This is a genomic window from Streptomyces sp. NPDC015242 (assembly GCF_043079125.1).
Classification (GTDB): Bacteria; Actinomycetota; Actinomycetes; order Streptomycetales; family Streptomycetaceae; genus Streptomyces.
The window spans coordinates 387262-413336 of record NZ_JBIBUF010000006.1 but is presented as its reverse complement, the minus strand read 5'-3'; the positions used below and the strand labels follow the sequence as shown (position 1 = coordinate 413336).

Here is a 26075-nt window from a genome sequence, read left to right as displayed (position 1 = left end):
ACGGCTGTGGCCTGTCGCTAGTTGTGCTCGCGTCGGCGGCGGCCAGCCGCTGATCGTGCTCGCGACGGCTGTGGCCTGTCGCTGGGTGCGCGCGTGTGGATCGGCCGGCCGCCGACCGCGCTCGTGGTGGGAGCGGTCCGTCTCCAGTCGCGGCTCGCGATGGGACCGGCCGGCAGCCGACGCGCTCCTGAGGGGAGCTGCCCGCGGACGGTGCCGTTGATGGCCTGGGGCGGGGCGTTCAGCGGCATCTGCCGCACCACGGCTTAGGGCGCCGCCCCGGTCGCCGCCGCGATGCTGCACGCGGCCGCCGCCCGTGGCCGCCGCCGTCAGCCGCGCCCACCGGCCGGCCGGGGCTCTTCGCTCGCGTCGAGGAAGCGCAGCAGCACCTCCGCCTCCGACCGGAGCCGCGCGGCCCGGTCGGCATGCGCCGGGGTGGTCAGCCGGGCCGCCGCCTCCAGCCTTTCGCCGGCCTCGGCACGCACCAGGTGCACCACCTCGTGTTCGTCCAGTTCCCGCCGGGCCGCCTCGGTGGCGCCGGCCCCGGCCGGCGAGGCCTCCAGGGCCCCCGCGCGCGGGGAATCCTCGCCCAGCGGGACCGCCTCCGCGTTGTCCAGCGCGGCCAGGGTCGAGCGCAGGGCGCTCACCGCGGCCTTGTCACGGGACCGGATCGCCTCCGGCAGGGCGGCTCGCAGACGCAGACGAAGAGACATGCCGGCGACTGTAGGCGACCCGGTCCCGCGCCACCTCCCCATTTCCGCTCATGGCGTTCGAGGCGCTCACGACGCTCACGGCAGCTGCGGCAGCACCTTCGTGCGGTAGAAGTCGAAGAAGCCCCGCATGTCCGGGCCGATCTGGTTGACGTACACCCGGTCGAAGCCGGCGTCCGCGAACTGCTTCAGCTCCGCCACGTGCTCGTCCACGTCGTCGCCGCACACCCGGTTCTCGCGCACCATGTCCTCGGTGACCAGCTGCTGCGCCTGCTCGAAGTGCTTCGGCGACGGCAGCACCTGGGCCAGCTCGCCCGGCAGCTGCTCGTTCGCCCAGAGCCGGTGGACGGTGCGCACGGCCTCCTCCTTGTCGGTGCCGTAGCAGACCTTGGTGCCGCCGCTGACCAGCTTTCCGCCGCCCCCGCCCTTGCGGTACTGCTCCACCATCGTCTCGTCGGGCATGACCGTGATGTAGCCGTCGCCGACGCGGGAGGCGAGCGCGGTCGCCGCCGGGCCGAAGCCGGAGATGTCGATCGGGATCGGCTCGTCCGGGACCGTGTACAGGCGGGCGTTCTCCACCGTGTAGTGCGGACCGTGGTGGTTGACCTCCTCGCCCGTGAACAGGCGGCGCATCACCTGGATCGCCTCCTCCAGCATGTCGAGGCGGACATGCGCCGGCGGCCAGTGGTCGCCCAGGATGTGCTCGTTGAGCGCCTCGCCGGAGCCCACGCCGAGCCGGAAGCGGTTGTTCGTCATCACCGCGCTGGTCGCGGCTGCCTGCGCCACCACCGCCGGGTGCATGCGCACGGTCGGGCAGGTCACCGCCGTCTCGATCGGCAGGGACACCGCCTCGGACAGCGCGCCGATCACCGACCACACGAACGGGCTCTGACCCTGCTCGTCGTTCCACGGGTGGTAGTGGTCGGAGATCCACAGCGCCTGGAAACCGGCCTGCTCGGCCATCCGCGCCTGCTCGATCAGCTCCGCGGGTCCGTACTGCTCGCAGGAGAGGAAGTATCCGTACTCGGGCATGGGGGAGTGCCTCCGCGACGTCGGCGGTCCGTATCCCGCACCGGGTACCCGGGCGGGCGGCCGGAAACCGGTGGCGTCGGGCGGGCGGACGTTTGGGTGTCCCGGCCAGGGGGACGCGGAAGGCTCCCGAGGTACGCGAACAGCGCCGGAGGCGAGTCAGCCGTGAGTCGACCCCGCATCGTGATCGTCGGTGCCGGTTTCGCCGGGTACCGCACGGCCCGCACCCTGTCCCGGCTCACCCGGGGCCGGGCCCACGTGACCCTGCTGAACCCGACCGACTACTTCCTCTACCTTCCCCTGCTGCCCCAGGTCGCCGCCGGCGTCCTGGAGCCGCGCCGGGTCACGGTCTCCCTCTCCGACACGCTGCCGAACGTCCGGCTGGTCCTGGGCGAGGCGGACCGGGTCGACCTGGACGAGCGCACCCTGCACTACACGGGCCCCGAGGGCGAGGCGGGCACCCTCGCCTACGACCGGCTGGTGCTCGCCGCGGGCAGCGTCAACAAGCTGCTGCCGATCCCCGGCGTCGCCGAGCACGCACACGGCTTCCGCGGCCTGCCCGAGGCGCTGTACCTGCGCGACCACGTGACCCGGCAGGTGGAGCTCGCGGCCGCCGCCGACGACCCGAAGACGTGCGCGGCGCGCTGCACCTTCGTCGTGGTGGGTGCGGGCTACACCGGCACCGAGGTCGCCGCGCACGGGCAGATGTTCACCGACGCGCAGGTGCGCAGGCACCCGCTGCGGCGGGGCATGCGGCCACGCTGGATGCTGCTGGACGTGGCGGAGCGGGTGCTGCCCGAGATGGACCCGAAGCTGTCCGCCACCGCCGACCGGGTACTGCGGCAGCGGGGCGTGGACGTGCGGATGGGCACCTCCGTGAAGGAGGCCACGCACGACGGGGTCCTGCTGACCGACGGCGAGTTCGTCGACACGCGGACCCTGGTGTGGTGCGTGGGCGTACGGCCCGACCCGCTGGTCGAGTCCCTCGGACTGCCGATGGAGAGGGGGCGGCTCCTGGTCGACCCGCATCTGCAGGTGCCGGGACGGCCCGAGGTGTTCTCGTGCGGTGATGTGGCCGCCGTGCCCGACCTGGAGAAGCCCGGTGCCTACACGCCGATGACCGCGCAGCACGCCTGGCGGCAGGGCAGGGTCGCGGCCGAGAACGTCGCCGCGTCCCTGGGACTGGGCGGGACGCGCAAGCCGTACCGCCACCGTGACCTGGGCTTCGTCGTCGATCTGGGCGGTGCGAAGGCCGCGGCCAATCCGCTGGGCGTGACGCTGTCCGGTGTGCCGGCGGGCGCGGTGACGCGGGGCTACCATCTCGCCGCCATGCCCGGCAACCGGGTCCGGGTCGCCGCCGACTGGCTGCTGGACGCCGTGCTGCCGCGCCAGGCCGTGCAGTTGGGGCTCGTACGGTCCTGGTCCGTGCCGCTGGACACGTCGTCGCCCGAGGTCGCCCGGGTGCCGGGCGGGCCCGGGCCGCGGCAGGAGGCGAGCGCGCGGTCGGGGCCGGGGGCGGCGATCGAGGCCGACGCGCGGGACGGGGGTTCCGGCGCGGGCTCCGAGGGGGTTCCGGTCGGCGACGAACCCGCGAAGGGGAGGCCCGGGTCCGGCCCCGCCGCCGTGCTGCGCCGCACCGAGTCCGAGACGGCGAAGGGCCGCCCGGACGACGGTGCGGCCGGCGGCAGCGCCGGGTCCGGGTCCGCGGTCCTGCGCCGTACCGAGTCGGAGACGGCGAAGGGCCGCCCGAGCGAGGGCGCGACCGGTGACGGACCGGGCGGCGACCCCGTGGGGACACGCCTGGGCGACGAGCCGCACCAGCGGCAGCCGGGCGGTGAGCCCGCGAAGAATCAGCCGGGGGGTGAACCCGCGAAGAATCAGCCGGGTGGTGAGCCCGCGAGGAATCAGCCAGGTGGTGAGCCCGCGAGGAACCAGCCAGGTGGTGAGCCCGGCAGGAAGCAGACCGGTGAGGAGTCCGCCGCGCCGCAGTCCGGGGCCTCGGCGCAGGCCGGCTCCTCACCGCAACCCCCGGCCGAGCAGCCGCCGCCCGCCGGTCCCGGTGCCTCCCCCGGCCCCGTCAAGCGAACCGACGCCCCGGACGACTCCGCGAAGGGAGACTCATGAACACCGGTGAACTCACCGACCTCGGACAGCAGCTGCGCGTCGACAGTGTCCGCGCCGCCGCCGCGGCGGGCTCCGGGCACCCGACCTCGTCGATGTCCGCGGCGGACCTGATGGCCGTCCTGTTCGCCCACCACTTCCGCTACGACTTCGAACGCCCGGCCCACCCGGGCAACGACCGCTTCGTGTTGTCCAAGGGGCACGCCTCGCCCCTGATGTACGCCGCGTACAAGGCGGCCGGCGCCATCGACGACGAGGAACTCCTCACCTTCCGCAAGCTGGGCAGCCGCCTCGAAGGGCACCCCACCCCGCAGCGCCTGCCCTGGGTGGAGACGGCCACCGGCTCGCTCGGGCAGGGCCTGCCCGTCGGCGTCGGCATCGCCCTGGCCGGCAAGCGCCTGGACCGCACCGACTACCGCACCTGGGTGCTGTGCGGGGACAGCGAACTCGCCGAGGGGTCCGTGTGGGAGGCCGCCGAGCACGCCGGCCACGAGCACCTGGACAACCTCACCGTGATCGTCGACGTCAACCGGCTCGGCCAGCGCGGCCCGACCCGGCACGGCCACGACCTGGACGCCTACGCCCGCCGCTTCCAGGCCTTCGACTGGCACACCATCGAGATCGACGGCCACGACGTGGACGCCGTCGACCGCGCCTACGGCGAGGCCGCCTCCACCAAGGGCCAGCCCACCGCGATCCTCGCCCGCACCCTCAAGGGCAAGGGCGTCGAGGGCGTCCAGGACCGCGAGGGCCTGCACGGCAAGCCGCTGCCCGAGGCCGACGAGGCGATCGCCGAGCTCGGCGGCTCCCGCGACCTGCGGATCCACGTGCAGGAACCGCCCGCCACGCGCATGCTGCACTCCGTCCACACCGGGGACATCGAGCTGCCGCGCTGGGAGAAGGGCGAGGAGGTCGCCACCCGCAACGCCTTCGGCGAGGCGCTCGCCGCGCTCGGCACCGGCCGCGGCGACATCGTCGCCCTGGACGGCGAGGTCGGCGACTCCACCCGCGCCGAGTACTTCGCCAAGCAGCACCCCGACCGCTACTTCGAGTGCTACATCGCCGAGCAGCAGCTGGTCGCCTCCGCGGTCGGGCTCGCCTCCCGCGGCTGGGTGCCGTACGCCACCACCTTCGCGGCCTTCCTGACCCGGGCCCACGACTTCATCCGGATGGCCTCCGTCAGCGGCTCCGGCGTCAACCTCGTCGGTTCGCACGCGGGGGTCGCCATCGGCCAGGACGGGCCCAGCCAGATGGGTCTGGAGGACCTGGCGATGATGCGGGCCGTGCACGGCTCGACCGTGCTGTACCCGTGCGACGCCAACCAGACCGCACGGCTCGTCGGCGCCATGGCCGGCCTGGAGGGCATCCGCTACCTGCGCACCTCCCGCGGCGAGAGCCCGGTGATCTACGGCCCGGACGAGGAGTTCCCGGTCGGCGGCAGCAAGGTGCTGCGCTCCTCCGGCGAGGACCGGCTGACGCTGGTCGCCGCGGGCGTCACCGTGCACGAGGCGCTGGCCGCCGCCGACGCGCTGGAGGAGCAGGGCATCCGGGCGCGGGTGATCGACCTGTACTCGGTCAAGCCCGTCGACTGCGCCACCCTGCGCCGGGCCGCCGAGGAGACCGGCTGCCTGGTGACCGTGGAGGACCACCACCCGGAGGGCGGCATCGGCGACGCGGTCCTCGACGCGTTCACCGACGGCCGGCCCGTGCCGCGCCTGGTGCGGCTCGCCGTACGGTCCATGCCCGGCTCGGCCTCCCCGGACGAGCAGCTGCACGCCGCCGGCATCGACGCGGAGTCCATCGCGGCGGCCGGACGGCTGCTGGTGGAGGAGGCGGTCGTGCGGTGAGCGGCGGCGACGGCACGCGCAGGGTGCGGGCGGGCCGCCGCACGGTGGAGGTGCACCGGCCGGACAAGGTGCTCTTCCCCGGCGGCGGCGACGCCAAGGAGTACACCAAGGGCGACCTGGTCGACTACCTCCGGGCCGTCGCGCCCTTCATGCTGCCGCACCTGCGCGGCCGGCCCCTGATGCTGGAGCGGCACCCGGACGGCATCGACGGGCCCCGGTTCATGCAGAAGAACACCCCGGACCACTACCCGGACTGGATCCGGCGCGTCGAGCTGGCCAAGGAGGGCGGCACCGTCCACCACGCCGTGTGCGACGACACGGCCGCCCTGCTCTACCTGGCCGACCAGGCGAGCATCACCCTGCACCGCTGGCTGTCCCGCGCCGACAGCCCGGACCACCCCGACCGGATGGTCTTCGACCTCGATCCGGCGGGCGACGACTTCGAGGCCGTGCGCGAGGCCGCGCGGCTGCTCGGGGAGCTCCTCGACGAGCTGGACCTGCCGTCGGCGCTGATGACCACCGGCTCGCGCGGACTGCACGTGATCGTGCCGCTGAACGGCCGGCACGACTTCGACGAGGTGCGCGCCTTCGCCCGGGACGTCGCCGGCACCCTCGCCGACGCCCACCCCGACCGGCTCACCACCGCCGCCCGCAAGAAGGAGCGCGGCGAGCGGCTCTACCTCGACATCCAGCGCAACGCCTACGCGCAGACCGCCGTCGCGCCGTTCACCGTCCGGCCCCTGCCGGGCGCCCCCGTGGCCACCCCGGTCACCTGGGAGCAACTGGACGACCCCGGCCTGCACGCCCGCCGCTGGACCCTGGCCGACGCGGTCGAGCAGGCCCGTACCGACCCCTGGTCGGGCCTGCTGAGCCGGGGCCGGGCGCTGGGTCCGGCCCGACGGCGGCTGAACGCGCTGCGCGGCTGAACCGGCCCGCCCCGGGAGCGGACGGTTGGCAGATGCACGCGTCCGTAGAGGTTTGGCGAACAGACTTGCGGCCACACGGAGGGGGAGGTGGCCATGTCGAACACAAAAAACACGCAGGGCTCACAGAGTTCACAGGAATCACAGGACTCACAGGATTCGCGTACGTCGAACGACCACGAGACGGCCCGCAAGCGGCCGAGCCCGATGGAGGTACTGCGCCAGGCGCGCGGCCAGCTCGCCGAGCTCACCGGCATGGAAGCCGAGTCGGTGTCGTCCTTCGAGCAGACGGAGGACGGCTGGGCGCTGGAGGTCGAGGTCCTCGAACTCGAGCGCGTGCCCGACACGATGAGCCTCATGGCGAGCTACCAGGTGGAGCTCGACAGCGACGGGCAGCTCACGGGTTACCGGCGGGTCCGCCGCTATGAACGCGGTCGTTCCGACGCGCGCAGGTCCGGCGGCCGCTAGGCCGCCCCACCGGACCACCCGTACGCACACAGGAGGAGGAACACCCGGCATGACTGTCGTACCGGCACAGCAGACCGGCGGCGGAGGCGGCAGCAGCGGTCTCTATGACGTGCTCGAACTCGTTCTGGACAGGGGGCTCGTGATCGACGCGTTCGTCCGTGTCTCCCTGGTGGGCATCGAGATCCTCAAGATCGACGTCCGCGTCGTCGTCGCCAGCGTCGACACCTACCTGCGCTTCGCCGAGGCGTGCAACCGGCTCGACCTGGAGGCCGGGCCGCGCAAGGACCCCGGCCTGCCCGACCTGGTCGGGGAGATGACCGAGTCCGGCGCCCGCGGCAAGTCCAAGGGGGCGCTGTCCGGCGCCGCCGAGACCATCTCCGACGCCTTCAAGCAGGCGCGGAGCGAAAGTGAAACCGAATCGCGACCGCGTGCCCGCAAGACGTCGGCCCGCCGTAAGGAGGAGCAGGAGTGAGCACCTACGTCTATGGGATCGCGGCGAGCTCGCACCCCGCGCTTCCGGAGGGCATGGGCGGCGTGGGTGACCCGCCGCGCCCGGTGCGCGTCCTGCGCGAGGGGGACCTGGCGGCCATCGTCAGCGAGGCCCCCGAGGGGCTGCGGCCCAAGCGCAAGGACCTGCTCGCCCACCAGAACGTGCTCAGCGAGGCCGGTGCGGCCGGCTGCGTCCTGCCGATGCGGTTCGGCAGCGTCGCCCCGGACGACCACTCCATCACCGCTGTGCTCGCCGAGCGCGCCGAGCACTACAAGGAGCGGCTGCAGGCCCTGGACAACCGGGTCGAGTACAACATCAAGGCCAACCACGTCGAAGAGGCCGTCCTGCACCAGGTGATGGCCGAGAGCCCCGACATCCGCGGCCTCGCGGAGGCCAACCGGCAGGCGGGCGGCGGCAGTTACGACGACAAGATCCGGCTCGGCGAGATGGTCGCGGCCGCGGTCAAGGCCAAGGAGGCCGAGGACGGCGCCGCCCTGCAGCGCGCCCTGGAAGGGGCCGCCGACGACGTCAGCGTCGGCCCCGAGTCCACCGGCTGGCTGGCGAACGTGTCGTACCTGGTGAACCGCGACTCGGCCGAGTCGTTCCTGGCCGCGGTCGAGCAGGTGCGCAAGGACATGCCGCACCTGGAGGTGCGGGTCAACGGCCCGCTGCCCGCGTACAGCTTCGTCGAGCCCGGCCCGGCCGAGCACGCGGGAACCGCGGCGGGCGGAACGGACACCGGAGCGGGGTGACGACGTGGGCCTGATCTCGGAGGTGCTGCTGCTGCCGTTCGCACCGGTACGCGGCAGCGCCTGGGCCATCAAGCAGGTGCTCCAGGAGGCCGAGCGCATCTACTACGACCCCGCCACGATCCGGGCCGAACTGGCCCGTCTGGAGGAGCAGCTGGAGGCCGGAGAGATCACCGAGGAGGAGTTCGACCGGCAGGAGGACGAACTCCTCGACCGGTTGGAGACCGCTTCGCGCGGGAGCGCGGGAACAGGCGACGGGACGACACGATGAACCGAATGGGACTGGGTCTCGCCATAGGGGCCGGATATCTCCTGGGCCGGACCAAGAAACTGAAGATGGCGATGGCCGTCGGGGGTCTGGTCGCCGGGAAGAAGCTGAACCTGAGTCCGCGCATGGTCGCCGATCTGCTCCAGGAGCAGCTGAAGAACAATCCGCAGTTCAAGGAGATCGGCGACCAGCTGCGCGAGGACCTGCGCGGTGTCGGCAAGGCCGCCTCCGGCGCCATGGTCGAGCGCCAGATCGACGCGCTCGCGGACCGGCTGCACGGCCGTACCGCCCAGGTGCGCGACCAGCTCACGGGCGCGGTGCCCGGCCGGCGCAAGGGCGAGGACGCCGACGCCGACGCCGACGACGCCGACGACGCCGACGACGCCGAGTACGCAGAGGACGAGGAGCCCGGGGGCGAGGAGCCCGGGGACTCCGGTTCCGGAGCGGACGAGGAGCCGGAGGCGGAGAAGGCCCCCGCCCGGAAGGCTCCGGTGAAGAAGGCCGCGAAGAAGGCCCCCGCCAAGAAGGCCCCCGCGAAGAAGGCGGTGGCCCGCAAGACCTCGGCCGCGAAGAAGACGGCCGCGGGGAACCGGGGCGGCGGCGGCCGCTCCCGGCAGCCGAAGGGAGGCGGTGAGGAATGACCGACACCCTCGGATCGGCGAAGTCCGCCGCGAACGGAGCGTCGAAGAACCCACTCACCGACGTGGCCCACGGTGAGGCGATGGACCGGCTGAAGGCCGAGGTGCAGGAGTACCTCGCGGCCCAGGCCACCCGCATGCTCACCGGCGTCGGCCGCAAGCTCGGCGAGACCACCGGCAAGCTGAACGACATCGCCGAGGGCAACAGCCCCGGCTTCGCCAAGCTCGCCCTGGACGGCGGGCGCAAGCTCGCCGAGGGCAAGGGGCCGGTGCGCGCCGCGCTGGAGACCGGCGGTTCGCACCTCAAGGACAAGGTGACCGGCGCCTTCAAGAACCTGGGCGGCGGCAAGAAGGGCAAGGGCCGTTCCGGCAACAAGCCCACCGTTATCATCGAGCACATCGACGTGGGCGTGCCCCTGCGCACCGCCTACGACCAGTGGACGCAGTACCAGGACTTCAGCACCTTCGCCAAGGGCGTCAAGAGCGCGAGCCGGGACGACGACACCCACTCCGACTGGCAGGCGAAGATCTGGTGGTCCAACCGCAGCTGGAAGGCGAAGACCACCGAGCAGGTCCCCGACGACCGCATCGCCTGGACCTCGGAAGGCGCCAAGGGCACCACGAAGGGGGTCGTCTCCTTCCACCGGATCGCCGACAACCTGACCCGCGTCCTGCTGGTCATCGAGTACTACCCGTCCGGCCTCTTCGAGAAGACCGGCAACATCTGGCGCGCCCAGGGGCGCCGCGCCCGGCTCGACCTGAAGAACTTCGCCCGCTTCATCACGATCAAGGGCGAGGCCGAGGACGGCTGGCGCGGTGAGATCCGCGACGGCGAGGTCGTCACCAGCCACGAGGACGCCCTCGCCGAGGAGGAGTCCGAGGCGGAGGAGGGCGACGAGCAGGAGCCCCGCGACGAGGACGCCGAAGAGCCCGAGGGCGCCGAGGACTCCGAAGACGCCGAAGACGCCGAGGACGCCGAGGACGTCGAGGGCGACGAGCCGGAGGACCGGTACGAGGACGAGGACGAGGACCGGGACGAGGAGGAGGACGTCGACGAGGAGCCCGAGGGCGAGTACGAGGACGACGACGAGGCCGAGGCCGGCTACGACGAGGCCGAGGACGAGGAAGCGCCCGAGGACGAGCCCGAGGCGGAGTACGAGGAGGACGACGAGGACGAGTACGAGGACCAGGACGTCGAGGCGGGGAGCCGGCGATGACGACGCCCAGCAGGATGCCCGAACCCTACGGCCAGGCAAGCGGCGCCAACCTCGCCGACATCCTGGAACGGGTGCTCGACAAGGGCATCGTGATCGCGGGCGACATCCGCATCAACCTGCTCGACATCGAACTCCTCACCATCAAACTGCGGCTGATCGTCGCCTCCGTCGACAAGGCGAAGGAGATGGGCATCGACTGGTGGGAGACCGACCCGGCCCTCAGCTCACGGGCCCGCCGCGACGAACTCGCCCGTGAGAACGCCGAGTTGCGCGAGAGGCTGGCCCGGCTCGAGGAACTGGAGCCCGGCCGCGCGGAGAAGAAGGAGGCACCGTGACCGGACTGCGGTACGTCTACGCCGTCTGCCGCCCCTTCGGTACCCCGCTTCAGGCCCAGTTGACGGGGGTGGCGGGCGATCCGCCCAGAGCGCTGACTCACCGCGGCCTGGTGGCCGTGGTGAGTCACGTGCCGGAGCGGGACTTCGCGGAGGAACCGCTCCGCGCCCATCTGGAGGACCTGGACTGGCTGACCGCGACCGCCCGCGCCCACCAGGGCGTGATCGACGCGCTCACCACCGTCACCACCCCCCTGCCGCTGCGGCTCGGCACGGTGTTCCGGGACGACAGCGGTGTCCGGACGATGATGGAGGCCCGCGAGGAGGCCTTCCTGCGCACGCTCGACCGGCTGGAGGGCCGGGTCGAGTGGGGCGTCAAGGTCTATGCCGAGTCCGAGCCGCAGGAGAGCGCCCCGCCCGCGCCGAAGCCCGCCTCGGGCCGGGACTACCTGCGCCAGCGGCGTATGCAGACCAGGTCGCACGAGGAGATGTGGCAGAAGGCCGAGGCGTTCGCGACCCGGCTGCACGAGACGCTCTCCGCGTTCGCGGAGGACGCCCGGCTGCATGCGCCGCAGAATCCGGCGCTGTCGAAGGCGACCGGACGCAACGTGCTGAACGCGGCCTATCTCGTGCCGCGCACGCACTCCGAGGAGTTCGTGGAGATGGTCGACCGTACGAAGGGCGAAGTGCCCGGGATGCGCGTCGAACTCACCGGCCCCTGGGCCGCCTATTCGTTCGCCGGGGAGGACGCATGACCGACGGGGAGAAACCGTGACCGTAGTGGAACGCCGTGAGGTGGCCCTCGTGGACCTGCTCGACCGGCTGCTGGCCGGCGGGGTCGTCATCACGGGGGACATCACGCTGCGGATCGCCGACGTCGACCTCGTCCGCATCGACCTCAACGCGCTGATCAGCTCGGTGAACGCCCAGGTGCCGTCACCGTTCGAGGAGTTGCTGTGACCTCCCCCGAGCCCCGGCCGGGCCCCGGGCCCGACCGCCCCCGCCGCAGGGTCGAGCTGGAGCCCGACACCGTCGAACGCGACCTCATCAAACTCGTGCTGACGGTCGTCGAGCTGCTGCGCCAGCTCATGGAGCGCCAGGCGCTGCGCCGGTTCGACGTGGGGGACCTGAGCGAGGACCAGGAGGAGCGGATCGGGCTCACGCTCATGCTGCTGGAGGAGCGGATGGCCGAACTGCGCGACCGCTACGGACTGCGTCCCGAGGACCTGAACCTGGACCTCGGTCCGCTGGGGCCGCTGCTCCCCCGGGACTGAACCGGTCCCGGGGGAGCGGGGGCGCGTCCGTCCCCGCTCCCGTGCGTCTCAGGCGTCCTTGCGGCAGAGGATCTCGCCGTGCAGGACGCTGAACCAGCCGTCCTCCCGGGCGCCCCACTCCCGCCAGGCCGCGGCCACGTCCCGCAGTTCCTCCTCGCTCGCGTGCCCGCCCGCCACGGCCCGCTCCGCGTACGTCGACGCCAGGGTGCGGTCGGCCCACAGGCCGCTCCACCACGCCCGTTCCCCGGCCATGGCGAAGGTCCAGGTGCCGGAGCCGGCCGAGACGTCCGTGAATCCGGCCCGCAGCGCCCAGGAGCGCAGCCGGCGCCCGGCGTCCGGCTCGCCTCCGTTGGCGCGGGCGACCCGCTCGTACAGCTCCAGCCAGGCGTCCAGTCCCGCGGTGGCCGGGTACCAGGTCATCGCGGCGTAGTCGGCGTCCCGCACGGCGACGAACCCGCCGGGCCTGGTGACCCGCTTCATCTCCCGCAGGGCGCGCACCGGGTCGCCGACGTGCTGGAGCACCTGATGGGCGTGGACCACGCAGAACGTGTCGTCCGGGAAGTCCAGGGCGTGCACGTCGGCGACCGCGAAGTCGATGTTGGCGAGCCCCCGTCCGGCCGCCGTGGCCCGCGCCTGTTCCAGGATCTCCGGCGCCCGGTCGACCCCGGTGACGTGCCCGCCGGGCACCCGTTCGGCCAGGTCGGCGGTGATGGTGCCCGGCCCGCAGCCGACGTCCAGGACCTTCATGTGCGGCTCGAGCGACGGCAGCAGATAGGCGGCCGAGTTGGCGGCGGTCCGCCAGGTGTGCGAGCGCAGCACCGATTCATGGTGCCCGTGCGTGTAGACGGCGGTCTCCCGTGGTTCCGGCATGGCGGACCCCACCCCTTCCGTTCCGGTCGGCGTAGCATCACCGTACGCAGCGGCGCCGGATAATGAGATGAGCGTCCCGCCATACGGACTGACGGTCTGTCAGTCGCCGGTGATCGGCCGGTACACCGTCAGCGCCTCCGGCAGCTTCTCCAGCGTCACCCGCCCCTCCACCTCGGTCACCTCGCCGTCGTAGGCGAGGAGCGTGCCGGGCGCCACGTGGTCCAGGTGCAGGCGCTTCACCTGGACGGCCGCGTGGGCGGGGGAGCGCGTCAGCGGCCCGGCGAGGGCGGCCGCGAGCAGCCGCAGGGCCGGCCGGCGGCCCCCGTGCACGACCCGCACGTCGAGCTGCCCGTCGGCGAGATCCGTCCGGCGCCCGGGCGCCAGCCCCATGCGGTGGTAGGTGCCGTTGCCCGCGAACAGCAGCCACAGCGGGCGGGTACGTCCCCCGAACTCCGCCTCCAGCGGATGCCGGCCGGCCCGCAGCACGCGCAGGGCCGCGAGCACCCCGGCCGGCCAGCCGCCGATCCGGTGCGACCAGCGCTCCCGCTCCCGCACCAGCTCCGGATACACGCCGGCACTGCACGTGTTGAGGAAGACCCCGTGCCGGTCCCCGCAGGAGTAGCGGCCCACGTCCACGCGCACGGCGTCCCCCTGACGCAGCGCGCGGGCGAGGTCGCGCACGTCCTCCACGCCGAGGTCGTGGGCGAAGTGGTTGAGGGTGCCGCCGGGCAGGACGGCGAGGGGGACGCCGTGGCGGAGGGCGACGCGGGCCGCGGTGTTCACGGTGCCGTCGCCGCCGCACACCCCGAGGACCCGGGCCCGGGCGGCCGCCTTCTCCAACTCCCCGGCCACTTCCGCCGGTTCGCACGTGACGACCTCGGCAAGCGGCAGCGCGTCGCGCAGCGCCCGGGCCCGCTCGGCGGTACCCGAGGCGGTGTTCGCGACGAGCACCAGTCCGTCACCCTCCAGCAGGGCCGGGGCCTCGGCACGGGGACGGGCCGGCGGCGTGGTCCGCCCGCGCGTCGGCACCAGGGCGCGCAGTACGAGCGCGGCGCCCACGCCCAGGGCCGCGCCCCCCAGGACGTCACTCGGGAAGTGCGCCCCGGCGCGGACCCGCGCGAGGGTGGACGCGCCGGCCACCGGAGCGGCCACCACGCCCCAGGCCGGGGACTCCAGCGCCACACCGGCCGCGAAGGCGGCGGCGGACGCGGCGTGCCGGGAGGGGAAGGAGGTGGTGACCGGCCGCACCCTCCGGAGCAGCGGGAACCGGGCCAGGCCGTGCCGTGGACGGCGGACCGGGTGCGTGCCGAGGGCCTTCACGGCGAGGGAGGCCAGACCCGTCGAGGCCAGTCCGCGGGCTGCCGCGCGGCGGGCCCGGGGCGTGCGGCTCGCCGCCAGCGCGGCCGCCGCCGCCCACCACAGCGCACGGTGCCCGGCGCCGCCGCCCGGAACCGGTGGCACGGGGCGCGCGTTCCGTGGGCGCCGGGCGGCGACGGCGCGGTGGAGGCGGGCGTCCAGGGCCAGCGCGCGCACGCGCAGGGGACGCCGCCCGGGCTTCAGGGTGGTGAGGTCCAGGTCGGGGATCGTCATGACGGGCGGGTACCCGGCGGAAATGCGTTTGCCCACGTGCGCCCCGGCCGCACACAATCGCCGCCATGGGTCACCTCGAAGCCGCGCACCTGGAGTACTACCTGCCCGACGGAAGGGCCTTGCTGGGTGACGTGTCGTTCCGGGTGGGGGAGGGCGCCGTCGTCGCGCTCGTCGGGCCCAACGGCGCCGGGAAGACGACCCTGCTGCGCCTGCTCGCCGGGGAGATCAAACCGCACGGCGGGTCCGTCACCGTCGGAGGCGGGCTCGGCGTCATGCGGCAGTTCGTCGGCTCCGTACGCGACGAGACGACCGTACGCGACCTGCTCGTCTCCGTGGCGGCCCCCCGCATCCGTGAGGCGGCCCGGGCCGTCGACGCCGCCGAGCACGCCGTCATGACCGTCGACGACGAGGCCGCCCAGCTGGCGTACGCCCAGGCCCTCGCCGACTGGGCCGAGGCGCGCGGCTACGAGGCCGAGACGCTGTGGGACATGTGCACCACGGCCGCGCTCGGCATCCCGTACGACACGGCACAGTGGCGCCAGGTCCGCACCCTCTCCGGCGGTGAGCAGAAGCGCCTCGTGCTGGAGGCCCTCCTGCGCGGCACCGACGAGGTCCTCCTCCTGGACGAGCCCGACAACTACCTCGACGTCCCCGGCAAGCGCTGGCTGGAGGAACGCCTCGCCGAGACGCGCAAGACCGTGCTGTTCGTCTCCCACGACCGTGAGCTCCTCGCCCGCGCGGCCCAGCGCATCGTCTCCCTGGAACCCAGCCCCACCGGCGCCGACGCCTGGGTCCACGGCGGCGGCTTCGCCACCTTCCACGACGCCCGGCGCGAGCGCTTCGCCCGTTTCGAGGAGCTGCGCAGGCGCTGGGACGAGAAGCACGCCCAGTTGAAGAAGCTGGTGCTGAACCTGCGTCAGGCCGCGGCGGTCAGCCACGAGATGTCGTCCCGGTACCAGGCCGCTCAGACCCGGCTGCGCAAGTTCGAGGAGGCCGGCCCGCCCCCGGAGCCGCCGCGCGAGCAGGACATCAGGATGCGGCTCAGGGGAGGCCGCACCGGCCTGCGGGCCGTCACCTGCGAGCAGCTGGAACTCACGGGACTGATGAAGCCGTTCGACCTGGAGGTCTTCTACGGCGAACGCGTCGCGGTCCTCGGCTCCAACGGCTCGGGCAAGTCCCACTTCCTGCGCCTGCTCGCCGGCGAGGACGTGGCCCACACGGGGCACTGGAAGCTGGGCGCCCGGGTCGTGCCCGGCCACTTCGCCCAGACGCACGCGCACCCGGAGCTGGAGGGCCGCACACTGCTGGACGTCCTGTGGAAGGAGCACGCACAGGACCGCGGCGCGGCCATGTCCCGGCTGCGCCGCTACGAGCTGACCCAGCAGGCCGAGCAGACGTTCGACCGGTTGTCCGGGGGGCAGCAGGCCCGTTTCCAGATCCTCCTGCTGGAGCTGCAGGGCGTGACGGCGCTGCTGCTCGACGAGCCGACCGACAACCTCGACCTGGAGTCGGCCGAGGCGCTCCAGGAGGGCCTGGAGGCCTTCGAGGGCACGGTCCTCGCGGTCACCCACGACCGCTGGTTCGCCCGCTCCTTCGACCGCTACCTGGTCTTCGGCAGCGACGGCCGGGTCCGGGAGACCCCGGACCCGGTCTGGGACGAACGCCGCGTGGAGCGGGCCCGGTAGCGGCAGCGCGAAAGCCCGGCCCCGACAGGACCGGGCTTCACACCGGCGCCGGCCCCTCTCCGGGGCTCGGCGCCCACCCACGATCAGGCGATCAGGCCCAGGGGCCGGAGCCCGGCCGGCCGCGGCCGGGCTGCTCGCCGAGGCCCCGCCGCTCGCCGGGCCGGGCTTCGCGCCGGCGCTACTTCCAGCGCAGCAGCGCTCCGAGGCCGCCGGCCGGTACCTCGTGCTCGGACACCGACAGCGCCGCCGCGTCCGTGGCCACCGCCGAGCGGATCAGCGCGTCGTCCGCCCGCGCCGGCCACGAGTGCTGCTCGCCGAGGATCTTCAGGTCGGTCCGCCGTACGGCGACCTGGTCGGGGTCCTCGCCGATCCACACCTCGCGGTGCGCGTCGGGCCCGTCGAGCCTGATCAGCAGCTCGTCGATGCGGTGCTCGCGCGCCGCCTCGATCAGCGCCGGGACGCCCTCGACGGCTGCGGCCCTGCCCTCACCGTCCGGGGTGCGCGCCGCGCGGAACCGCTCCAGCTCCGCCTCGGCCTGCCGCGCCACGTGCTCGGCGCGCGCCCGCTCGACGTCCTCGTCGAGCAGCCGGCTGCCGGTGCCGTGCGGCGCCTCGATCACGAGGTCGTGCAGCCGCTTCGGCAGCCGCTCGTGCACGGACCGCCGCTCGCGGTCGTCACCGACGAGGATCAGCAGGTCGGCCCTGGTCTCCTCCTGGCACACGGCGAGCGCGTCGGCGATCTCCGCGGCGTTGTGCTCCCAGGTGTTCTCCACCCGCAGCTGGAAGTGCCGCTCGGACCAGTCCACGGAGCGGGTGCGGTGCACCGGCCACTGCCGCCCGGTGACGCCCCCGGCGTCCTCCCGGCCCAGCGCGCTGCGCAGCTCGAAGTCCGCGCCCTTGCGGTCGACGTAGGCGACGACGCACACCGGGTCCTCGCCGGCCAGCTCCAGCAGCGGCGTGACACGGGGCAGGGGCGCCCATTCGGCCCAGTCGCCACCCCTCGGCGGGCGGACCAGCGGCGGGTCGAGAACCACTTCTCCGGCGCGGGCGAAAAGGGCCCGGCCGTGTGGTTCGGAAGAGTGCCGCAAATCCTCGATCGCGCTCTGCACGGCCCGGCAGGTCGCCTGGTCGGCGCCCTGCGCGGCGAGCTCCCGCGCCATCGCCTGGGCGGTCAGCTGCCGCTGGTGCGCGGTGTCCTCCGCATGCCGGGAGGTGTCGACGTACACGGAGGCCCAAGGGCCGGGGTGTTCGTACAGTGGGTGCAGAAAAGCGAGATCCATGGCTTCCCTCCGGATGCCGCTGGGGGTAGTGCTCAGTTGCTCCCGGGGCGGGTACCCGGACCGCATGAACGAACACGACGAGCGGGGCGACACGATGACCGGAGTGGACCCTGGCCGGCTGGACGACCAGCAGCTCATGAAAGAGCTCGAGACCATTCACCGCACGCGCCACGACACGCTGCTGTACGGCTCGAACGACGCGTTGCGGGCCCACAACGAGCGCATGGCCCAGCTGGAGGGCGAGTACCTGCGCCGCAACCCGAACCGCCCGGTGGCCGCGGGCCGCACACGGGAAGGGGCCCGGGAGCGCGGGAGCGGGGAGTCGGCGACTCCCACGACACCCGGCACCTGAGCCCCTCCTCGGCACAGCCGCCGCGAGGCCGTTCGACGGCCTCGCGGACGAGCCGGTCAGGCGGCCTCGCGGGCGAAGACGTCGAGGAACGTCTCGCAGAACGCCTTCAGATCGTCCGGCTTGCGGCTGGTGACCAGCTTGTTCGCCCCGTGGTCGCAGACCTTCACCTGCTCGTCGACCCAGGTGCCGCCCGCGTTGCGGATGTCCGTCCGCAGGCTCGGCCAGGAGGTCAGCACCCGGCCGCGCACGACGTCGGCCTCGACCAGGGTCCACGGCGCGTGGCAGATCGCCGCGACGGGGCGGCCCTGCTCGAAGAAGTCCCGGACGAACGCGACGGCCTCGCCGTCCATGCGCAGGAAGTCCGGGTTGGCCACGCCGCCCGGCAGCACCAGCGCGCCGAACGAACCGGGCGAGGTCTCGCCCACGACCTCGTCGACCGGGAAGGTGTCCGCCTTGTCGAGGTGGTTGAACGCCTGGATCTTCCCCGCCTGCGTCGACACCAGCACGGGCTCGTGGCCGGCGTCCTTCGCCGCCTGCCACGGATCGGTCAGCTCGACCTGCTCGACGCCCTCGGGTGCGACCAGAAACGCGATACGCATCGTGTTCGCCGTCCTTTCCTGTTGCCGTTCTCGCTGTTCTTGCTGATCTCGGTGCTCTGCACTTTTCGCCGTTGCCGCCCGGGGCGTCCGGGCTAGGCGCCACCGCGGGCGTCGGGCTCGGCGCGGCTGATGTCCGCCAGCGCCGACGCGGGGTCCTCGGCCTCGGCCACGTCGCCGAGGCTGACGATGCCGACCGGCAGCCCGTTCTCCACCACCGGCAGCCGGCGCACGGCGTGCTCGCGCATCAGCGCCACCGCCGTCGCCACCCGCTCGTCCGGCGCGACCGTGACCGGGTCCTTCGTGCACACGGCCCGCGCGCTGACCGTCATGGGGTCGGCGCCGTCGGCGACGGCCCGCACCGTGATGTCACGGTCGGTGAGCACACCGATCACGTCCTGCCCGTCGGCCACCACCACGTCGCCGATGTTCTGCGTGCGCATCAGCTGCGCCGCCTCGACGAGCGAGGCGTCCGGGCGCACGGCGACCACACCCGGAGTCATCACGTCCTTCACCAACTCGGCCTTCACCGAAGTCTCCGTCCCTCACCGGGCCGGCGGGGGCACCGCGGCGCACCCGCCGGCGCGGCCCGCGGTGCCCCGCACGGTCCCTACGCGTACTCCTCCGGACCGGTCTCCCGGGCCCGGACCAGGGCCTGGGCCAGCTCCTGGACATTGCCGTAGCGCTCCTGGCGCGGCAGCCGCTCCATGGCCTCGACGAGCGCGTCGGGTGCCTGGCGGCCGCGCAACTCGCGGGCCAGCTCACGCGGGCTCGCGGGGAACGCCCTGCGGCCGAGGATCCGGGCCAGGTCAAGCCGGACCGACTCCAGCGACGTCGGCCCGCGGCCCGGCGTCACCGGCCCGTACGCGACGTCGGGGTCGTCCTCGGCGGCCGGCTCCGGGTCGTGCCACTCCTCGGTGCGCGTGGGGTGCCCGGACCTCAGCAGCCCTTGCAGTTCGTGTTTCATCTCGTCGTCCCGGTGGACGCTCAGCCGGTCGCTGCCTCGCTGCATGTCTCCCTCCAGACCTTCGGGGGTCCGCACCGCGTACCCGAACACCGCGGGGCGACACGGATCCGGCGCACCGGATCGCCGGGACGCCCTGGTTTGCGCCACGGGCAGCGGGAGACCCGGATCGCACCCCCCACACATCTCTGGGGAAGGACACGCCATGGCGTTGCTCGCTGTGCTCATTCCGCTGCTGATGCTCGGGGTGGTGCTGGTGCTGGGCCGTTACGAGGAACTGCTGCTGCCGCAGGGCGACACCGGCCGGCTGGAGCCGGCCGGCGCATCCCCGGCCACCGCGGCCGCTACTTCCTCTCCCGCCCCGGCAGGAACTCCTGCACCTTCGCCTTGAAGCCCTGCCTGACCACCGATCCCCGGTCCGCGTCCCCCTTCAGGATCGACGCGGCGGTCGCCTCCATCTGCTCCCAGGTGGCGTGCGGCGGGATCGGTGGCACAGCGGGATCGGTGAGGAACTCCACGACCGCCGGGCCGTTCGCCTCCAGTGCGGCACGCCACGCCGCCTCGACCTCCTCCGGCTTCTCCACCCGGATGCCGGTCAGGCCCAGGGACCGCGCGAACGCCGCGTAGTCCACGTCCGGCAGCTCCTGCGACGGCAGGAACGACGGCGCGCCCCCCATGGCCCGCAGCTCCCAGGTGACCTGGTTCAGATCGCGGTTGTTCCACACGCCGACCACCAGGCGCGGGTCGTCCCACAGGTGGCGGTACTTCGCCGCGGTGATCAGCTCCGCCATGCCGTTCATCTGCATCGCCCCGTCCCCGACCAGCGCGATCGCCGGCCGGTCCGGGTGCGCGAACTTCGCGCCGATCACGTACGGCACCGCGCAGCCCATCGTGGCCAGCGTGCCGGAGAGCGAGCCGCGCATGCCCGGCCGCATGGTCACGTGCCGCGCGTACCAGTTGGCCGTGGAGCCCGAGTCGCAGGTGACGACGGCGTCGTCCGGCAGCAGCTTGTCCAGCGCGTGGGCCACGTACTCCGGGTTGACCGGATCGGCCTCCAGGGCGGCCCTGCGCTCCAGGACGTCACGCCAGTACCGCACGTTGTCGCACACGGTGTCGTACCACTCGCCGCCGCGGCCCCCCTCGATCAGCGGGATCAGCCGCTCCAGGGTGGCCTTCGCGTCACCGACCAGGTTGACCTCGTAGGGGTAGCGCATGCCGATCATGTGCGGGTCGATGTCGATCTGCACGCCCCGCGCCTTGCCGAACTCCGGCAGGAACTGGGAGTACGGGAACGACGAGCCGATGGTCAGCAGGGTGTCGCAGTCCCGCATCATCTCGTAGGACGGGCGCGTGCCCAGCAGGCCGATCGAGCCGGTGACGTAGGGGAGTTCGTCGCTGAGGACGTCCTTGCCGAGCAGCGCCTTGGCGACGCCCGCGCCGAGCAGTTCGGCGATCCGCTCCACCTCGGCGCGCGCACCGGCCGCGCCCTGCCCGACCAGGATCGCCACCTTGTCACCGGAGTTGAGGATCTCCGCCGCCCGCCGCACCGCGTCGTCGGACGGAACAGCCGTCCACGAGCGGCGGTCCAGGCTGGAAGGGACCATCTTGAACTCGTGCGTCGGGGGTTCGTAGTCGAGCTCCTGCACATCGCCGGGGATGATGACGGCGGTCGGGCAGCGGCGCGCGTAGGCGGTGCGGATCGCCCGGTCCAGCACGTTCGGCAGCTGCTCGGGCACCGTCACCGTCTCCACGAAGTCGGAGGCGACGTCCTTGAACAGCGTGTGCAGGTCCACTTCCTGCTGGTAGGAGCCGCCCATCGCGGTGCGGTGCGTCTGCCCGACGATCGCCAGCACCGGCACATGGTCCAGCTTGGCGTCGTACAGGCCGTTCAGCAGATGGATCGCCCCCGGTCCGGACGTCGCCGCGCACACCCCGAGACGGCCGCTGAACTTGGCGTACCCCACCGCCTGCAGCGCCGACATCTCCTCGTGCCGCGCCTGCACGAACCGCGGCTCGTTCTCGGCCCGCCCCCACGCGGCGAGCAGGCCGTTGATGCCGTCGCCCGGATAGCCGAAGACCTGCTCCACCCCCCACTCGCGCAGTCGCTGCAGGACGTGGTCGGCGACCTTGGTGCTCATGTACGACCTCCCGGACGCGTGGGGACGGAGCCGCAGGTACGAGTCACCCGGGGCGACGGCGGAAAACGCCCGGGGCCCGCCCCGGGTTTGCGGGTGGGGGCCCCGGGCAGGCGCACCCCGGTGCTTCGGACAGCAGGCACGGCCGCGGGAGCGGCCCGGCGCGCCGCCACCGGCGCCCCTGTCTTCCCACCGAGCCGACGCGCTCCCACGGTGACCGCCCGACCCAGAGCATCAAAAAGGGAATCGCGACGCCTCATGCAGACCCGAACCAGCGCGAAGCAGCACCCCCACCACGACGCCCCCGACACCGCCGGCGCCTTCCGCAGGCTCGCCTCGCTGCCCGCCGGACCGGAGCGGGACGCGGTCCGTGACGAGATCGTCGAGGGCCTGGCTGCCCATGGCGGACCGGCTCGCCGGGCGCTTCCGCAGCCGCGGCGAGAGCTACGAGGACCTGCGCCAGGTCGCGGCCCTCGGCCTGGTCAAGGCCGTCGACCGGTACGACCCCGAGCGCGGCCACGCCTTCGAGAGCTACGCCGTGCCGACCGTCACCGGCGAGATCAAGCGGCACTTCCGCGACCACATGTGGACCCTGCACGTGCCCCGCCGGGTGCAGGATCTGCGCAACCGGGTGCGCTCCGCCTGCCAGGAGCTGTCCCAGGGCGTCTCCGACCGCCGGCCGGCCGTGGCCGAGATCGCCGAGCACGCGCAGCTGAGCGAGGAGGACGTCCGGGCCGGGCTGGAGGCGCTGGAGAGCTTCAGCGCGCTGTCCCTGGACGCCGGGCTGCCCGGCAGCGAGGACGGCCACTCGCTGGGCGACGCGCTGGGATCCACGGACCCGGCGCTGGACACGGTCGTGGACCGGGAGGCCGTGAAGACGCGGATCGCGGCGCTGCCCGAGCGGGAGCGCGCGATCCTGCACATGCGCTTCTTCGCGGACATGACGCAGAGCCGGATCGCCGAGGAGCTGGGGATCTCGCAGATGCACGTCTCCCGGCTGATCAGCCGGTGCTGCGGGCAGGTGCGGGAGCAGGTCATGCGGGATGTCGCCTGAGCCCTCCGGTTCACCCGGTCGGCGGGTGACGTCCCGCTAATGGGGGCCGGCCACGGGCGGCGACGCGCCCGGCCGACTGTGATGGCGGCAGGGCATTCCCGCCGTCGCCCGAAGGAGCTCGCTCCATGCGTCGCACCCTCCACGCACTGTCCGTCGCCGCCCTGGCCGGCCCGGCCCTGCTGGGTCTCGCACCGGCCGTGTCCGCCGAACCCGCCGCCGAGGTCGCTCCCGCCACCGTGCGCCCAGGGAGCACGCTCACGATCTCGGTCACCTGCGATCCGACCGGGGGACCCCCGCCCACGACCGTCGACGCCACCTCCCAGGCCTTCGAGGAGGGCACGGTGGCGCTCCACAAGGTCACCGGCAACGACGACGCACTGTCCGGCCCGGCCTACCGCGGCACGGCCCTCATCGCCTCCGCCGAGAACTTCGAGGGCGATCCGGACGCCTCGGGCGAGAACTCCGCGTGGACCGTGGACGGGACGTGCCCGGCCGCACCCGGCGGGGAGGGCAAGCCGTGGAGCGCGACCTTCACGGTGACCCATGGCACGCACCCCCACCCGCCGTCCCACCGGCCCGGCCACAAGCCCCCGCACCACCTTTGCCCCGAGCCGACGCACCACCGCGAACCGCGTCCCACCGCGTGCGCCGAAGCGCCCGTCCAGCGCGGTGTGCGGGCCGGTGACGGCGGGGCCTTCTCCGACTCCGTCCCGGCCCTGGTGGCCGGTGGGGTGCTGATCGCGGGCGCGTTGGGCGCGGCCGTGCACCGGCTGCGCAACCGGGGGAGCGGCACGCACCCCTGAGCCCCGGCGCACCGCACCTGACCGGACCCGACGTGCGGCCCCCGGACCAGGCGGATGCGCACCCGGCCCGGTGTGCGGCACCACACCCGGCGCGCGACACCGGCCCCGGCGTGCGAAACCGTCGCGCAAGCCCCCCGCTTCCCCGGCCCGGCCCGCTCATGCTGTGACCGTCACAACCCGGGCGGGGCCCATGGGGCGGCTGCACCCTGGGTACACAGTCGCCGAGGGCACGAACCGCACCGCACGGGCCACCGGGCAGCGGACGGCGCACCTGCCGGAGGCGACCGGACACAGCGGCACGAGTCACTGCGGAGGTACGGATGCGGCGCACGGACCCGGAGAGCCACGGCCCGGTCCGGTTCGGGCCGCCGCTCCCCGACGACGGCCTGCCCGTACTGCCGGAACTGTCCGCGGTGCTCGCCGCCGCGGCCTCCCGCGGCGGCCACGAGCCGGTCGGCGGCGGCACGGCCCTCCGGGAGGCCGCCTGCGGCTACTGGGACCGCCGTGGACTGCACTGCGACCCCGGCCGCGTCGCCGCGGCCCCCGGCGCGCCGGCCCTGCTCCTGGCCCTGACCGCGGCCCTCGGCGGCGATGTGCTCGTGCCGCGGCCCTGTGCCGCCTGGTGGGCGCCGTACGCCCGTCTGCTGGGACGCCCCGCCTTCCACGTGCCGACGCCGCCCGAGAGCGGCGGCGTCCCCGACCCGTACGCCCTGCTGGAGACGGTGCGCCGGGTCCGCGCGGAGGGCGGTGACCCGCGCCTGCTGGTGCTGTCCGTGGCCGACGACCCCACGGCCACCGTCGCCCCGCCCGAGCTGCTGCACGAGACCGTCGAGGCGGCCCAGGGGGAGGGCCTGCACCTGGTCAGCGACGAGACCTGGCGCGACACCCTGCACGATCCGCACGACACCGTGCTGCTCAGCCCCGCCGAGATGCTCCCCGACCGCGTCACCGTCGTCTCCGACCTGGCCGGGGCGCTGCTCCCGCCCGGCTGGCCGGCCGCCGTGGCCCGCTTCCCGGCGGGCGACACGGCCGACGGCCTCCACGCGCGCGTGCTCGACGTGCTCACGGCCCTCGACGCGCGCGTGGCCGCCCCGGTCGCCGCGGCCGCGGGACACGCGCTCACAGAGCCGGAACCGGTCACCGGGCGGGTGACGGCCGCGGTGCGCCTGCACGCACGCCTGGCCGCCGCCGTGCATTCCGTCGTGGTCTCCGCCGGCGCCGTCGCCCGGCCCCCGCGCGCCGGCCGGCACCTGTACGCCGACCTCGGCCCGCTGCGCCCGGCGCTGGCCGCGCACGGCGTCGGCGACGCGCAGGACCTGGAGGACTTCCTCACCGCCCGGCTCGGCATGCCCGCGCCCGGCGGCCACCGCTTCGGCGACGACCTCGAAGCCCCGCGCGTGCGGTTGTGCACCGGCGCACTGGTGGCCGGCTCCGACGCCGAGCGCGCGGAATGCCTCACGTCTCCCACGCCGTTGGAACTGCCGCACGTGCAACGCGCGTTGAACCGGCTGAAGTCGGTCTTCGACGATCTACGCGACGACGCTCAGCGAGGGGAGCCTCCGCGATGACGCAGCAGTCCGAGTCGCCCGCCGGCACGACCACCGGCCCGGCCGTCAGGGAAGCCGCCGCCCCGGCCGTCCCGTCCCCTCCGGCAGCGCCCTGCCCGCCGCTGGCCGAACCCCGGCCCCTCGCCGAGCACCGGGTGTGGCCCCGGACCTTCCACGACCGGCTGACCGCCCCGCTGCCCGGCCTGAAGGCCATGGCCCGCTTCGCCCGCGAAGGCGCCGTGAGACCCGGCCCCGAAGGGCTGGCCGACATTCCCCGCCTGCCCTACGCCCCCGCCCCGCTGCCCCGCGTCGACGCCCGCACGGTCGCGGTCACCTGGGCGGGACACGCCAGTTGGGTCCTGCGGATCGGCGGGCTCACGGTCCTCACCGACCCGGTCTGGTCCCGCCGCATCCTCGGCACCCCGGCCCGCATCACGCCCATTGGCGTCCCCTGGGAGGACCTGCCGCGCGTCGACGCCGTCGTCATCAGCCACAACCACTACGACCACCTGGACGCCCCCACCCTGCGCCGCCTCCCGCGCGACACCCCGGTCTTCGTCCCGGCCGGGCTCGCCCGCTGGTTCCACCGCCGCCGCTTCACCCGTGTCACCGAGCTCGACTGGTGGGAGGCGGCCGAACTGAACGGCGTCCGTTTCGACTTCGTCCCGGCCCACCACTGGTCCAAGCGCACCCTCACCGACACCTGCCACAGCCTCTGGGGCGGCTGGGTGCTCACCGACCGGGAGGGCCGGCGCGTCTACTTCGCCGGCGACACCGGCTACGGCCACTGGTTCTCCCGCATCGGCCGCCGCTACCCCGGCATCGACCTCGCCCTGCTGCCCATCGGGGCCTACGACCCGCGCTGGTGGCTCAGCGACGTCCACTGCGATCCGGAGGAGGCGGTCCGGGCGGCCCAGGACCTCGGAGCGGCGCGGATGGCCCCCATGCACTGGGCCACCTTCGTCCTGTCCGCGGAGCCGGTCCTGGAACCCCTCACCCGGGTCCGGGCGGCCTGGGAGAAGACGGGCCTGCCCCGCGAGAACCTCTGGGACATGCCGGTGGGCGCGTCGAGGGTGCTCTAGGCGAACGTGCCCCGAAGGGGCGCGGGGAACCGCGCGAGCGACCACGCGCGCTCCG

At 73.7% G+C, this 26075-nt stretch carries 28 protein-coding genes and 1 pseudogene; 20 read left to right on the top strand and 9 right to left on the bottom strand.

The annotated features are described in order from the left end of the window. Positions 1 to 326: 326 nt before the first annotated feature. Positions 327 to 668, bottom strand: a complete 342-nt coding sequence (locus ACF07N_RS22395) for a hypothetical protein (protein ID WP_392115876.1) — start codon at positions 666 to 668, stop codon at positions 327 to 329. A 117-nt stretch (positions 669 to 785) separates the two neighbouring features. After that, a complete protein-coding gene (locus ACF07N_RS22390; RefSeq protein ID WP_383338744.1) occupies positions 786 to 1739 on the bottom strand; it encodes an LLM class F420-dependent oxidoreductase in 954 nt (317 codons plus the stop codon). Positions 1740 to 1901: 162 nt separating this feature from the next. Between ACF07N_RS22390 and ACF07N_RS22385 the strand changes: the two genes are divergently transcribed. The 13 genes from ACF07N_RS22385 to ACF07N_RS22325 all read left to right on the top strand — a co-directional run bounded on the left by ACF07N_RS22385 (position 1902) and on the right by ACF07N_RS22325 (position 12063). Next, entirely contained in the window at positions 1902 to 3860 is a 1959-nt protein-coding gene (locus ACF07N_RS22385; protein ID WP_392115612.1) for an FAD-dependent oxidoreductase, read from the top strand. Further along, the gene (locus tag ACF07N_RS22380; protein WP_392115609.1) at positions 3857 to 5704 is read left to right on the top strand and encodes a transketolase; all 1848 of its coding nucleotides are present in this window, start codon (positions 3857 to 3859) and stop codon (positions 5702 to 5704) included. The genes ACF07N_RS22385 and ACF07N_RS22380 overlap by 4 nt, the downstream gene beginning before the upstream one ends. Next, the gene (ligD, locus tag ACF07N_RS22375) at positions 5701 to 6630 is read left to right on the top strand and encodes a non-homologous end-joining DNA ligase (protein WP_383321835.1); all 930 of its coding nucleotides are present in this window, start codon (positions 5701 to 5703) and stop codon (positions 6628 to 6630) included. The genes ACF07N_RS22380 and ligD overlap by 4 nt, the downstream gene beginning before the upstream one ends. Positions 6631 to 6723: 93 nt before the next feature. After that, entirely contained in the window at positions 6724 to 7095 is a 372-nt protein-coding gene (locus ACF07N_RS22370; protein ID WP_392115606.1) for a gas vesicle protein, read from the top strand. Between the two features lie 49 nt (positions 7096 to 7144). Then, positions 7145 to 7567, top strand: a complete 423-nt coding sequence (locus ACF07N_RS22365; protein ID WP_383321829.1) for a gas vesicle structural protein GvpA — start codon at positions 7145 to 7147, stop codon at positions 7565 to 7567. Next, positions 7564 to 8337: a GvpL/GvpF family gas vesicle protein gene (locus ACF07N_RS22360; protein ID WP_392115603.1), complete on the top strand. Its 774-nt coding sequence runs from the start codon at positions 7564 to 7566 to the stop codon at positions 8335 to 8337. The genes ACF07N_RS22365 and ACF07N_RS22360 overlap by 4 nt, the downstream gene beginning before the upstream one ends. Before the next feature lie 4 nt (positions 8338 to 8341). Next, entirely contained in the window at positions 8342 to 8605 is a 264-nt protein-coding gene (locus tag ACF07N_RS22355; protein WP_383321823.1) for a gas vesicle protein GvpG, read from the top strand. Next, positions 8602 to 9243, top strand: a complete 642-nt coding sequence (locus ACF07N_RS22350) for a DNA primase (RefSeq protein WP_392115599.1) — start codon at positions 8602 to 8604, stop codon at positions 9241 to 9243. Before ACF07N_RS22355 ends, ACF07N_RS22350 begins: the two co-directional genes overlap by 4 nt. Continuing rightward, positions 9240 to 10457, top strand: a complete 1218-nt coding sequence (locus tag ACF07N_RS22345) for an SRPBCC family protein (protein WP_392115596.1) — start codon at positions 9240 to 9242, stop codon at positions 10455 to 10457. Before ACF07N_RS22350 ends, ACF07N_RS22345 begins: the two co-directional genes overlap by 4 nt. Beyond that, positions 10454 to 10792, top strand: coding sequence for a gas vesicle protein (locus ACF07N_RS22340; protein ID WP_311680943.1), 339 nt, complete (start codon positions 10454 to 10456; stop codon positions 10790 to 10792). The genes ACF07N_RS22345 and ACF07N_RS22340 overlap by 4 nt, the downstream gene beginning before the upstream one ends. After that, a complete protein-coding gene (locus ACF07N_RS22335) occupies positions 10789 to 11544 on the top strand; it encodes a GvpL/GvpF family gas vesicle protein (protein ID WP_383321813.1) in 756 nt (251 codons plus the stop codon). The genes ACF07N_RS22340 and ACF07N_RS22335 overlap by 4 nt, the downstream gene beginning before the upstream one ends. Positions 11545 to 11560: 16 nt before the next feature. Further along, the gene (locus tag ACF07N_RS22330; protein WP_003994122.1) at positions 11561 to 11749 is read left to right on the top strand and encodes a gas vesicle protein; all 189 of its coding nucleotides are present in this window, start codon (positions 11561 to 11563) and stop codon (positions 11747 to 11749) included. Then, positions 11746 to 12063 carry a gas vesicle protein K gene (locus ACF07N_RS22325; protein WP_383338751.1) on the top strand — a complete coding sequence of 106 codons (318 nt, stop codon included), beginning with the start codon at positions 11746 to 11748 and terminating at the stop codon, positions 12061 to 12063. The genes ACF07N_RS22330 and ACF07N_RS22325 overlap by 4 nt, the downstream gene beginning before the upstream one ends. Positions 12064 to 12111: 48 nt before the next feature. Here ACF07N_RS22325 and ACF07N_RS22320 read toward each other — a convergent pair whose 3' ends face one another. Both ACF07N_RS22320 and ACF07N_RS22315 read right to left on the bottom strand, forming a co-directional pair. After that, entirely contained in the window at positions 12112 to 12933 is an 822-nt protein-coding gene (locus tag ACF07N_RS22320; protein ID WP_392115592.1) for a class I SAM-dependent methyltransferase, read from the bottom strand. 99 nt (positions 12934 to 13032) lie between these two features. Then, positions 13033 to 14523 (bottom strand): diacylglycerol/lipid kinase family protein, encoded by a 1491-nt coding sequence (locus ACF07N_RS22315; protein ID WP_392115589.1) that lies wholly within the window; start codon positions 14521 to 14523, stop codon positions 13033 to 13035. A 65-nt stretch (positions 14524 to 14588) separates the two neighbouring features. Here ACF07N_RS22315 and ACF07N_RS22310 point away from each other — a divergent pair, with 65 nt between their 5' ends. Then, a complete protein-coding gene (locus ACF07N_RS22310; protein ID WP_392115586.1) occupies positions 14589 to 16208 on the top strand; it encodes an ABC-F family ATP-binding cassette domain-containing protein in 1620 nt (539 codons plus the stop codon). A gap of 178 nt (positions 16209 to 16386) precedes the next feature. Here the strand turns inward: ACF07N_RS22310 and ACF07N_RS22305 are convergent, their stop codons facing one another. Then, positions 16387 to 17487, bottom strand: a complete 1101-nt coding sequence (locus ACF07N_RS22305) for a Vms1/Ankzf1 family peptidyl-tRNA hydrolase (RefSeq protein WP_392115583.1) — start codon at positions 17485 to 17487, stop codon at positions 16387 to 16389. 64 nt (positions 17488 to 17551) lie between these two features. On the opposite strand from ACF07N_RS22305, the gene ACF07N_RS22300 reads away from it, so the two are divergent. Then, the gene (locus tag ACF07N_RS22300; protein WP_365744990.1) at positions 17552 to 17839 is read left to right on the top strand and encodes a DUF6158 family protein; all 288 of its coding nucleotides are present in this window, start codon (positions 17552 to 17554) and stop codon (positions 17837 to 17839) included. A 56-nt stretch (positions 17840 to 17895) separates the two neighbouring features. Here the strand turns inward: ACF07N_RS22300 and ACF07N_RS22295 are convergent, their stop codons facing one another. The 3 genes from ACF07N_RS22295 to ACF07N_RS22285 form a co-directional block, all read right to left on the bottom strand. Further along, entirely contained in the window at positions 17896 to 18438 is a 543-nt protein-coding gene (locus ACF07N_RS22295; RefSeq protein WP_383321791.1) for a type 1 glutamine amidotransferase domain-containing protein, read from the bottom strand. 92 nt (positions 18439 to 18530) lie between these two features. Then, complete coding sequence (locus ACF07N_RS22290) at positions 18531 to 18965, bottom strand: CBS domain-containing protein (RefSeq protein ID WP_392115579.1); 435 nt, start codon at positions 18963 to 18965, stop codon at positions 18531 to 18533. A gap of 80 nt (positions 18966 to 19045) precedes the next feature. Then, positions 19046 to 19447 carry a DUF2795 domain-containing protein gene (locus ACF07N_RS22285; protein ID WP_383321785.1) on the bottom strand — a complete coding sequence of 134 codons (402 nt, stop codon included), beginning with the start codon at positions 19445 to 19447 and terminating at the stop codon, positions 19046 to 19048. A gap of 157 nt (positions 19448 to 19604) precedes the next feature. Between ACF07N_RS22285 and ACF07N_RS22280 the strand changes: the two genes are divergently transcribed. After that, on the top strand, positions 19605 to 19790 hold the full coding sequence (locus ACF07N_RS22280; protein ID WP_383321782.1) for a hypothetical protein: 186 nt from the start codon (positions 19605 to 19607) through the stop codon (positions 19788 to 19790). On the opposite strand, the gene ACF07N_RS22275 is transcribed toward ACF07N_RS22280, so the two are convergent. Next, entirely contained in the window at positions 19744 to 21537 is a 1794-nt protein-coding gene (locus tag ACF07N_RS22275; protein ID WP_392115575.1) for a thiamine pyrophosphate-requiring protein, read from the bottom strand. The genes ACF07N_RS22280 and ACF07N_RS22275 overlap by 47 nt on opposite strands. A 255-nt stretch (positions 21538 to 21792) precedes the next feature. Between ACF07N_RS22275 and ACF07N_RS22270 the strand changes: the two are divergent. From ACF07N_RS22270 to ACF07N_RS22255, 4 genes and pseudogenes are all read left to right on the top strand, one after another. After that, positions 21793 to 22588, top strand: a pseudogene (locus tag ACF07N_RS22270) (RNA polymerase sigma factor SigF). Positions 22589 to 22713: 125 nt separating this feature from the next. Continuing rightward, complete coding sequence (locus tag ACF07N_RS22265) at positions 22714 to 23391, top strand: hypothetical protein (protein WP_392115572.1); 678 nt, start codon at positions 22714 to 22716, stop codon at positions 23389 to 23391. A gap of 320 nt (positions 23392 to 23711) precedes the next feature. After that, positions 23712 to 24959, top strand: a complete 1248-nt coding sequence (locus tag ACF07N_RS22260) for an aminotransferase class I/II-fold pyridoxal phosphate-dependent enzyme (RefSeq protein WP_392115569.1) — start codon at positions 23712 to 23714, stop codon at positions 24957 to 24959. Continuing rightward, positions 24956 to 26020, top strand: a complete 1065-nt coding sequence (locus tag ACF07N_RS22255; RefSeq protein WP_392115566.1) for an MBL fold metallo-hydrolase — start codon at positions 24956 to 24958, stop codon at positions 26018 to 26020. The genes ACF07N_RS22260 and ACF07N_RS22255 overlap by 4 nt, the downstream gene beginning before the upstream one ends. The last annotated feature ends 55 nt before the right edge of the window (positions 26021 to 26075 follow it).

What these genes read in the sequence shown, in the direction of transcription:
- ACF07N_RS22295 (WP_383321791.1), bottom strand. Translation starts at nt 18,438, where the DNA reads ATGCGTATCGCGTTTCTGGTCGCACCCGAGGGCGTCGAGCAGGTCGAG.
- ACF07N_RS22265 (WP_392115572.1), top strand. Translation starts at nt 22,714, where the DNA reads ATGCGTCGCACCCTCCACGCACTGTCCGTCGCCGCCCTGGCCGGCCCG.
- ACF07N_RS22275 (WP_392115575.1), bottom strand. Translation starts at nt 21,537, where the DNA reads ATGAGCACCAAGGTCGCCGACCACGTCCTGCAGCGACTGCGCGAGTGG.
- ACF07N_RS22365 (WP_383321829.1), top strand. Translation starts at nt 7,145, where the DNA reads ATGACTGTCGTACCGGCACAGCAGACCGGCGGCGGAGGCGGCAGCAGC.
- ACF07N_RS22285 (WP_383321785.1), bottom strand. Translation starts at nt 19,447, where the DNA reads ATGCAGCGAGGCAGCGACCGGCTGAGCGTCCACCGGGACGACGAGATG.
- ACF07N_RS22345 (WP_392115596.1), top strand. Translation starts at nt 9,240, where the DNA reads ATGACCGACACCCTCGGATCGGCGAAGTCCGCCGCGAACGGAGCGTCG.
- ACF07N_RS22300 (WP_365744990.1), top strand. Translation starts at nt 17,552, where the DNA reads ATGAACGAACACGACGAGCGGGGCGACACGATGACCGGAGTGGACCCT.
- ACF07N_RS22280 (WP_383321782.1), top strand. Translation starts at nt 19,605, where the DNA reads ATGGCGTTGCTCGCTGTGCTCATTCCGCTGCTGATGCTCGGGGTGGTG.
- ACF07N_RS22380 (WP_392115609.1), top strand. Translation starts at nt 3,857, where the DNA reads ATGAACACCGGTGAACTCACCGACCTCGGACAGCAGCTGCGCGTCGAC.
- ACF07N_RS22320 (WP_392115592.1), bottom strand. Translation starts at nt 12,933, where the DNA reads ATGCCGGAACCACGGGAGACCGCCGTCTACACGCACGGGCACCATGAA.
- ACF07N_RS22350 (WP_392115599.1), top strand. Translation starts at nt 8,602, where the DNA reads ATGAACCGAATGGGACTGGGTCTCGCCATAGGGGCCGGATATCTCCTG.
- ACF07N_RS22340 (WP_311680943.1), top strand. Translation starts at nt 10,454, where the DNA reads ATGACGACGCCCAGCAGGATGCCCGAACCCTACGGCCAGGCAAGCGGC.
- ACF07N_RS22305 (WP_392115583.1), bottom strand. Translation starts at nt 17,487, where the DNA reads ATGGATCTCGCTTTTCTGCACCCACTGTACGAACACCCCGGCCCTTGG.
- ACF07N_RS22255 (WP_392115566.1), top strand. Translation starts at nt 24,956, where the DNA reads ATGACGCAGCAGTCCGAGTCGCCCGCCGGCACGACCACCGGCCCGGCC.
- ACF07N_RS22390 (WP_383338744.1), bottom strand. Translation starts at nt 1,739, where the DNA reads ATGCCCGAGTACGGATACTTCCTCTCCTGCGAGCAGTACGGACCCGCG.
- ACF07N_RS22310 (WP_392115586.1), top strand. Translation starts at nt 14,589, where the DNA reads ATGGGTCACCTCGAAGCCGCGCACCTGGAGTACTACCTGCCCGACGGA.
- ACF07N_RS22260 (WP_392115569.1), top strand. Translation starts at nt 23,712, where the DNA reads ATGCGGCGCACGGACCCGGAGAGCCACGGCCCGGTCCGGTTCGGGCCG.
- ACF07N_RS22315 (WP_392115589.1), bottom strand. Translation starts at nt 14,523, where the DNA reads ATGACGATCCCCGACCTGGACCTCACCACCCTGAAGCCCGGGCGGCGT.
- ACF07N_RS22370 (WP_392115606.1), top strand. Translation starts at nt 6,724, where the DNA reads ATGTCGAACACAAAAAACACGCAGGGCTCACAGAGTTCACAGGAATCA.